This is a genomic window from Halalkalibacter sp. HAAS-P013 (genome assembly GCF_056619925.1).
The window spans coordinates 164901-174008 of the sequence record NZ_JBWQTU010000009.1 but is presented as its reverse complement, the minus strand read 5'-3'; the positions used below and the strand labels follow the sequence as shown (position 1 = coordinate 174008).

General features: G+C 39.7%; 9 protein-coding genes. 7 read left to right on the top strand and 2 right to left on the bottom strand.

Annotated features, from left to right (window positions below):
• Positions 1-22 precede the first annotated feature (22 nt).
• On the bottom strand, positions 23-898 hold the full coding sequence (gene htpX / locus AC1FXP_RS14025; RefSeq protein WP_480062470.1) for a zinc metalloprotease HtpX: 876 nt from the start codon (positions 896-898) through the stop codon (positions 23-25).
• 17 nt (positions 899-915) lie between these two features.
• Entirely contained in the window at positions 916-1467 is a 552-nt protein-coding gene (locus AC1FXP_RS14020; RefSeq protein WP_480062385.1) for a LemA family protein, read from the bottom strand.
• A gap of 198 nt (positions 1468-1665) precedes the next feature.
• On the opposite strand from AC1FXP_RS14020, the gene iadA reads away from it, so the two are divergent.
• The 7 genes from iadA (at position 1666) to AC1FXP_RS13985 (ending at position 9041) form a co-directional block, all read left to right on the top strand.
• Positions 1666-2835, top strand: a complete 1170-nt coding sequence (iadA, locus tag AC1FXP_RS14015; protein ID WP_480062383.1) for a beta-aspartyl-peptidase — start codon at positions 1666-1668, stop codon at positions 2833-2835.
• A 214-nt stretch (positions 2836-3049) separates the two neighbouring features.
• The gene (locus AC1FXP_RS14010; RefSeq protein WP_480062381.1) at positions 3050-4195 is read left to right on the top strand and encodes an acyl-CoA dehydrogenase family protein; all 1146 of its coding nucleotides are present in this window, start codon (positions 3050-3052) and stop codon (positions 4193-4195) included.
• A gap of 13 nt (positions 4196-4208) precedes the next feature.
• The gene (locus AC1FXP_RS14005) at positions 4209-5552 is read left to right on the top strand and encodes an acetyl-CoA carboxylase biotin carboxylase subunit (RefSeq protein WP_480062379.1); all 1344 of its coding nucleotides are present in this window, start codon (positions 4209-4211) and stop codon (positions 5550-5552) included.
• A gap of 9 nt (positions 5553-5561) precedes the next feature.
• A complete protein-coding gene (locus AC1FXP_RS14000) occupies positions 5562-5774 on the top strand; it encodes an acetyl-CoA carboxylase biotin carboxyl carrier protein subunit (protein WP_480062377.1) in 213 nt (70 codons plus the stop codon).
• A 31-nt stretch (positions 5775-5805) separates the two neighbouring features.
• Complete coding sequence (locus tag AC1FXP_RS13995; RefSeq protein WP_480062375.1) at positions 5806-6708, top strand: hydroxymethylglutaryl-CoA lyase; 903 nt, start codon at positions 5806-5808, stop codon at positions 6706-6708.
• 12 nt (positions 6709-6720) lie between these two features.
• Positions 6721-7500 carry an enoyl-CoA hydratase gene (locus AC1FXP_RS13990; RefSeq protein WP_480062373.1) on the top strand — a complete coding sequence of 260 codons (780 nt, stop codon included), beginning with the start codon at positions 6721-6723 and terminating at the stop codon, positions 7498-7500.
• An 83-nt stretch (positions 7501-7583) separates the two neighbouring features.
• Positions 7584-9041 (top strand): acyl-CoA carboxylase subunit beta, encoded by a 1458-nt coding sequence (locus tag AC1FXP_RS13985; protein ID WP_480062468.1) that lies wholly within the window; start codon positions 7584-7586, stop codon positions 9039-9041.
• Positions 9042-9108 lie beyond the last annotated feature (67 nt).

Here is a 9108-nt window from a genome sequence, read left to right as displayed (position 1 = left end):
TATTGCAATTGTTTTAGAATAATTACATATTTGATAGCCTTCGTATCCGTTCCTCTGGCTGTGGGTGCGTTGAAAAAAGCTGGGCTGCTCTTTTCTTTAGAGGATCTGCAAAATATAATGGAGCTGACGTACTTGATGCCTCTTGTACGGGAGTTTCAACACTTGTTATTTTTCTTAAGGCAGATGCTAGCGCAAAAGGATTTCTCGTTAGCTCGGCTGCACTTGCATCAGCTAAAAATTCTCGATTTCGTGAGATGGCGAAACGGATTAATATAGATACAAGTGGGGCAAGAATTAATAACAAAAGGGCTACGATCAATACAGCGGGATGTTGCTTTTGGTTTCGATTTCTGCGAGAAAAAAACATCATTCGTGAACCAAGGTCACTTAAAATAGCGACAGCTGATACGAGAGCTACGGCAATTGTCGCTAAACGAATATCAAAATTACGAATGTGAGCAACTTCATGTGCTAAGACTCCTTCAATTTCTTCTCGGTTTAACCGATTAATGAGTCCAGTTGTTACAGCAACAGCACCACTTTTTGGAGAGTTCCCCGTAGCAAAAGCGTTAGGACTCGGATCTTGTATAATAAAAATCTTCGGCATTGGAATTCTTGCTGCCATAGCAAGATTCTCAACCGTATGCCATAAAAAGGGTTCGTCTTCTTTAGATTTTATCTGTTTTGCATGATTCATTTTCATTACGACGTTTGTACTTGATACTAACATCAGGATTGTATAGCCACCGCCAATGACGACAGCAAGAAACATACCACTATAGTATTCACCAGAGGTTATATATGTTAGCGAGGCTCCTACTGCTAGTATAAAGATGATAAAACCTGCTACGATAAACACTGTAATTCGTTTATTTCGTTCGATTTGTTTATAGAGAATCATTGCATTTCCCCATTCTAAAACTGTACTTTTACATTTTCACGTTCTTCAGCCGGAATTTCTAGCATATCGCGTCTTGAAAAATTATGCATCGAAGCAACTAAATTAGTTGGGATTGATTGAATCTTTGTGTTGTATTCCATTACAGTTTTGTTGTAGAGCTGCCTAGCATAGGCAATTTTGTTTTCAGTCCCGGATAGTTCCTCTTGGAGCATATTGAAATTGTTACTTGCTTTTAAATCTGGGTAGGCCTCTCGCAACGCAAAAAGTTGCCTAAGTGCACCAGATAACTCATTGTTAGCTTCAATTTGTTCTTGACGGCTATTTCCAGGAGCAGTAATTTGATTCCGAAGTTCTACTACTTTAGCTAATGTTTCTTGTTCATGTTTAGCATAGCCTTTTACTGTTTCAACAAGGTTAGGAATTAAGTCAAATCTTCTTTTTAACTGGACATCAATTTGAGCCCAAGATTCCTCCACCCAATTACGGTATTTCACTAAACGGTTGTAACTAGAGACCCAAAATAAAACTAAAACAATTATTAAGCCAGCTGCAATGAGGAAGCCCATTTCTTATCTCCTTTCAAATACATATTTATGTTTTTTACGCAGTGCATTGTGTGATGGTTTCAATTTTTTTTAGTATTTGCTAAGAGGCTATGTAATATTGTTTTGGCCTGTAAAACATAGGCTAGATAAGATTTTAACGAATCGAAAATTTGTTATACTTAAGTAACATTGAATTAGATAACGGATGGAGTGAAATAAGTGTTAATGTTAATAAAACAAGGTGAAGTTTACTCACCTAATTATAAAGGAAAAAAAGATCTGTTGGTGGCAGGAGGAAAAATTGTAGCAATAGAAGACGCTATTGATGTAAATAGCTTAAACATAAATGTTCAAGTAATAAATGGGGAAGGTTCCTATATTGTCCCAGGATTCATTGATGGCCATGTACATATTACTGGTGGCGGGGGTGAAGGCGGATTCAAGACTCGTACACCGGAATTGATGCTTAGTCAAGCTACGACAGCAGGAGTAACAACCATTGTCGGGGTAATAGGAACAGATGGGACGAGTAGAACGATGCCAGACTTAATTGCAAAAGCAAAAGGTCTCGTGGAAGAGGGAATTTCTTGCTATGTCCATACAGGCTCATATCAAGTCCCAATTAAGCCTGTAACCGGTTCGATCCAAAGTGATCTAATGCTCATTGATCAAATTATTGGAGTCGGTGAAGTCGCAATTGCAGACCATCGATCTTCACAGCCAACCGTTGATGAGATTAGCAGAATTGCAGCAGAGGCAAGAGTTGGTGGGATGTTAGCCGGAAAAGGCGGCAAGGTAAATGTGCATGTCGGTGATAGTAATCAAACTCTTTCCTTATTAGACGAAGTGATTTCCCAAACTGATATTCCTATTACACAATTTATCCCAACCCATATTAATCGTAATGCTACTTTATTTAAAGCCGGAGTAGAGTTCGCCAAAAAAGGAGGATTTGTTGATTTTACTACGAGTACGGTTCCGTCATTCTTGGAAGAAGGAGAAGTAAAATGCAGTCGTGCCTTGAAACTTCTTTTGGATGAAGGTGTACCATTAGGGCAAATTACGTTTACTTCCGATGCACAAGGAAGTTTACCTGCTTTTGATGATCAAGGAAGATTAATCGGCTTACAAATTGGAGAAATAAAATCCCTTTTTGGAGAGGTTCGAGATGCGGTATTGAGTGAAGAGGTACCACTGGAGAAAGCTCTGCAAGTTATAACCAAAAACCCTGCTAATGCACTGAAATTGCCAGGCAAGGGAGAGCTCATAGTTGAAAATGATGCTGATATTGTCATATTATCAAAAAATCTTCAAATTCAAACTGTTATCGCAAACGGACAAGTTATGATTGAGAATGGAGAAATTAAAGTTAAAGGAACTTTTGAATAGACTACAAGTGTATGTCACAAATCAAAGTTATATAAGGATACCTTAAAGGTAGGGTTGTTATTTAGACAGCTCTACCTTTTTTATTGGACCACTAAACAATCAGTATTTTATGTTAACGCTTACATTATTGTCATGCTATTGGTATGTCTGACGTATAGTTGGATTAGGGACTTCAAAGTGAGCGAGCGCTCAATACATCGGAGGGGGAAAGAGAATGGATTTCGAGTTAACAAAAGAACAAAGCATCGTCCAGGATATGGTACGTCAATTTGCTCGATCTGAAATAGCCCCATATGCAGAGAAGTGGGATAAGGAAGCAACGTTTCCAAAAGAAGTATTTAAAAAAATGGGAGAGCTGGGCCTTTTAGGTTTGCCTTTTCCTGAAGAATATGGTGGAGCTGGAGCCGATACAATTACGTATGCGATTGCAGTTGAAGAAATTGGTCGTGCCTGTGGAGGCACCGGGTTAAGTTACGCAGCTGCAGTTTCACTTGGCGCAAGTCCAGTTTATTATTTCGGAACAGAAAAGCAGAAACAAACATTCCTTACCCCGCTAGCAAAAGGAGAAGCTCTTGGCTCATTTGGATTAACAGAACCTAATGCAGGTTCAGATGCTGGAGGGACGAAAACAACTGCAATTCTTGATGGTGATGAATTCATTATTAATGGAGAAAAGTGTTGGATTACCAATGCAGGGTACGCAAGAAGTGTCATTGTCACAGCTGTGACAGGAGAAGATTCAAAGGGGAAAAAAATCATATCTGCATTTATTGTGCCAACAGGACTTGAAGGCTTTCACATTCGCTGCGATTACGACAAGATGGGAGTTCGAGCTTCTAATACATGTGAATTAGTTCTAGAAGATGTGAGAGTCCCAAAAGAAAATTTATTAGGTGATCCATCAAAGGGCTTTAAACAATTTCTTTACACATTGGATGGAGGGAGGATATCAATTGGCGCATTAGCAGTTGGTATAGCTCAAGCAGCCTTTGATAAGGCTCTCGCTTATGCAAAAGAACGAAAGCAGTTTGGGAAAGCGATATCCAATTTTCAAGCAATTCAATTTAAGCTAGCTGATATGGCAATGGAAATAGAGTTAGCAAGAAATATGATTATGAAAGCAGCCTGGCTCAAGGACAAGAATAAGTCGTTTTCTAAAGAAGCGGCGTTTGCTAAATTGTTCGCTTCTGAAACAGCGACAAAAGTGTGTAACGCGTCGTTACAGATTCATGGGGGCTATGGATATATGCGCGAATATGGAGTTGAACGGATGTTGCGAGATGCCAAATTAATGGAAATTGGTGAAGGCACTTCTGAGATACAACGTCTTGTCATAGCAAGGCAATTAGGTTGTTTTTGATTGGAGGAGTTAGATGTTTACTCGAGTGTTAATCGCTAACCGGGGGGAGATAGCACTTCGCATTATTCGAACGTGTAAAAAACTCGGTGTGAAAACGGTAGCTATTTACTCAGAAGCTGACCAAAATGCTCTACATGTACAAATGGCAGATGAATCATATGTAGTTGGACCTCCTAGAGTACAAGAAAGTTATTTAAATATTAATAAAATCATAGAAATAGCCAAAAAGAGTCAGGTAGATGCCATTCATCCTGGATATGGATTGCTATCTGAAAACGCTGATTTTGCTAGAAGGTGCCAAAGCGAGAATATTGTTTTTATTGGACCGAACCCTGAGATGATTGAACTAATGGGTGAAAAAGTAAAAGCACGTAACGCAATGAAAAATGCTGGATTTCCAGTTATTCCAGGTACAGAAGAAGCAACAGAAGATGAAGAAGAGTTGGTGCAAGCTATTAGTCAACTTGGATATCCGATTATGCTTAAAGCCTCGGCTGGGGGTGGCGGCATTGGAATGCAGAAAGTGGAAAACGAAGGACAGTTAAGAAAAGCCTTTTCGTCAAACCAGAAAAGAGCTGAAATGTTTTTTGGTAACGGTGAGATGTTTGCTGAAAAAGCTATTGAGAGAGCAAGACATATTGAGATTCAAATTTTAGCAGATCAAAAAGGAGAAGTGGTTCACCTTTGGGAAAGAGACTGCTCTGTTCAGAGAAGGAATCAGAAAGTAGTTGAAGAGTCGCCATCTCCTTTTTTGGATGAGGAGCTTCGTAGAAAGATGGGTAAATTGGCGACAGATACTGTGAAAAAGCTAGGATACACAAATGCTGGGACAATTGAGTGTTTAGTTGATGACGATAAACAAGTGTATTTTCTAGAGATGAACACCCGGTTACAAGTAGAACATCCTGTAACGGAGGAAATAACAGGGATCGATTTAGTAGAGTGGCAGCTTCGTATAGCAGCTGGAGAAAGCTTGTCATTTAAACAAAAGGACATTAAGCAACAAGGGCATGCCATTGAAGTTCGGATATATGCCGAAGATCCCAAGACATTTTATCCATCACCTGGAACTATTTCCAATGTACATTTGCCAACGGTAGAGGGCATTCGCCATGAATGTGCCGTAGAAAAAGGGACTGTTGTAACCCCTTATTATGATCCGATGATCGCGAAACTAATAGCAAAAGGAGATAGTCGATCGGAGGCAATTACTAAAATCTCAACGGTCTTAGAACAATACCGAATTGAAGGAATAAAAACAAATATTCCTATGCTTTTAGATGTATTATCCCATCCGGTTTTCCGAGCAGGAGAAGTGACAACTGCTTTTGTTTCTGACTATTACAAAAAAGGATGAGTGAGGGCAATGAAAAAAGTGACAACAACAATGGCAGGAAATGTGTGGAAAGTGCTTGTGGCAGTTGGAGATACCGTTACAGAGGGGCAAGAAATTGCAATCTTGGAGTCTATGAAAATGGAAATCCCGATTGAATCGACTGAGAAAGGAACAGTCCGTGCCGTGTTAAAAGAAGAGGGAACATTTGTTGATGAAGGAGAAGCATTGATAGAGCTTGACTGAATAAGATCTAATCATTGGGGGAAGTGAGTTGGTGAGAAAAATTGATGTAAACATTCGTGAAGTAGGACCAAGAGATGGGTTGCAAAATGAAAAGGAGATTGTAAGTACAGAAGCAAAAATTGAATGGATGAATCAATTAGTAAAAACGGGACTTCCCTACATTGAATTAACCTCCTTTGTCCATCCGAAGTGGATTCCAGCACTGGCAGATGCAAGTGAGGTTGTTAAAGGTGTAAAGAAGAGAGCGCATGTAACTTTTGGAGCACTTGTACCAAATGAACACGGACTAGAACGAGCGCTAGAGGCTGGAATTGATGAAATTGCGGTTTTTCTATCAACAAGTGAGACGCATAATCAAAAAAACATAAATAAAACCATTAATGATACAATTCCTGTTTTGAAGAAAGTCGTAAGCGAAGCTAAGTGTGCTGGAAAATCAGTCCGAGGCTATGTCTCAACTGTTTTTGGATGTCCGTACGAAGGAGCTGTGAATGTCGATAAAGTGTTGTCTATTTCATCTCAATTAATGGAAATGGGCGTAGACGAAGTCTCATTAGGGGACACAATTGGAGTTGCGACACCAAACCAAGTTGTAGAAACAGTAAGAAAGGTTTCTGGGCATATTCCACTTACTAACATTGCCTTCCATCCACATGATACAAGTGGAACGGCATTAGCCAATGTTTATGCAGCTTATATGCTTGGAGTTCGTTCTTTTGATGGATCGGTTGGAGGGCTTGGTGGATGTCCATATGCAAAAGGAGCAACAGGAAATCTTGCAACTGAGGATATGATTTACATGTTTAATGGAATGAAAGTAGAGACAGGAGTTGATTTAGAGCAAATTACAGCTTGTGCTGTATGGATTCAAAAAAGATTAAAACGAACGTTACCTAGTCATCGCCTGCAAGTAGCAATTGCTAAAAAAAGGTAAGGAGGCTGTCAAATGAAGTCGCTCTTAGTAGAAGAACCTGAACAAGGCGTTATTTTGGCAACTCTTAATCGACCAACGAAAGCTAATTCGCTTTCAATTCAACTGTTACGTGAACTTAACGATATTTTATCAAGTGTAGAAACTTCAAAGCAGGCAAGAGTGATTATTTTTACGAGTAAGAATACAAATGTATTTTGTGCAGGAGCTGATTTAAAAGAACGAAATGAAATGGATGAAAAAGAAGTTAGGTTTGCTGTACAAAAGATAGGAATGACCATAAATCGTATTGCTTCATTAAAGCAGCCAACCATTGCGGCAATGAATGGCAGTGCCTTAGGTGGTGGTTTAGAGCTAGGATTAGCTTGCGACTTACGAATTGGTAGTGAAACGGCTATTTACGGTTTAACAGAAACCTCTTTGGCGATTATTCCAGGTGCTGGTGGAACACAGAGGCTATCACGATTAATTGGAGTAGGAAAAGCAAAGGAGCTTATTTTTACAGCTTCTAGAGTAACTGGAGTCGAAGCTAAGCAAATTGGGTTAATCGAACACGTAGAGAAACAAGAAAATGTGTTACAGAAAGCGTATGAAATCGCTAAAAAGATTGCAAGTAACGGACCAGTCGCTGTTAGGCAAGCGAAGCGGGCAATTGATCTAGGGTTAGAGGTGGATCTACAGACTGCATTAACGATAGAGCGGAATGCATATGAAAAATTGATTTCTACAAAGGATCGTCTCGAAGGCTTGCTTGCGTTTCAAGAAAAAAGAAAACCAAATTACAAAGGGGAATAGGAGGGATACAAGTGTCTCTTGAGAAAAAGTGGAAAGATGAAGTCAACGAAATTAAACAAGGTGGTGCGCCCAAATATCACAGGATGAATGAAGCGAAGGGAAAGTTATTTGTCCGAGACAGACTGAAACTTCTACTTGATGAAGGAACGGAGCTTGAAGATGGTTTATTTGCAAATCATAAGGCAGTAGGATTACCTGCAGACGGTGTTATTACAGGGATAGGACAAATTAATGGTCAAACGGTATGTGTGATGGCAAACGATTCAACGGTGAAAGCCGGTTCATGGGGAGCAAGAACGGTTGAAAAAATAATTCGAATCCAAGAAACAGCAGAAAAACTTCATGTGCCGATGTTGTACTTAGTGGATTCTGCTGGAGCACGCATTACAGACCAAGTTGAAATGTTCCCTGGGAGGAGGGGAGCAGGTCGGATTTTTTATAATCAGGTGAAATTATCTGGGAAAGTCCCCCAACTATGTTTGTTATTTGGTCCATCAGCAGCTGGAGGAGCATACATTCCAGCCTTTTGTGATACTGTGATTATGGTAGATGGCAACGCGTCTATGTACCTAGGCTCTCCACGTATGGCTGAAATGGTAATTGGAGAGCGGGTATCTCTTGAAGAAATGGGTGGAGCAAAGATGCATTGTTCTGTTTCAGGCTGCGGAGATATCCTAGCTGCTTCAGAGCAAGAAGCCATTACACTAGCAAGAGACTATTTGAGTTATTTCCCGCCAAGTTATAAAGAAGCTTCCAAAATAACGAAGACAAAAAAAGCGAAAGCATTTGAAAAAAGTATTGATGACATTATTCCTGCTAATCAAAATGCCCCTTTTAATATGTACGATTTAATTGACAGAATCATTGATGAGGGTACATTTTTTGAAATAAAAAAGCTATTTGCTCCTGAATTAATTACGGGATTTGCAAGGTTAGATGGACGTGTAATGGGGATCATCGCCAACCAGCCAAAGGCAAAAGGCGGCGTCCTGTTCCATGACTCAGCAGATAAAGCTGCGAAATTTATTTCACTGTGTGACGCTTACCATATCCCACTTTTATTTTTGGCTGATATTCCTGGATTTATGATAGGGACAAAAGTGGAAAGAGCTGGTATTATTCGCCATGGTGCCAAAATGATTGCTGCGATGTCAGAAGCAACTGTCCCAAAGATCTCTATCATCGTTCGTAAAGCATATGGGGCAGGTTTGTATGCAATGGCGGGTCCGGCTTTTGAACCAGACTGTTGTTTAGCGCTTCCACACGCGCAAATTGCCGTAATGGGACCAGAGGCAGCTGTAAATGCTGTGTATGCAAACAAAATAAAGGAGTTGAAAGAAGAAGAACGTGAACCGTTCATTAAGCAGAAGCGAGAAGAATATAAAGCAGATATTGATGTATACCGATTAGCTTCTGAGCTAATTATAGATGGCATTGTACAAGGGAATGATCTGCGTGAAGAATTAATGAAACGGTTCAATGCCTATTCATCAAAGCAAATACAATTCAGTGAGCGAAAACATCCTGTTTATCCTGTTTAATCAAGCTCGTTTTCCAACATCATATAGCAGGTCGCCAACTTTTAGTGAATACCAATAATATATTTTG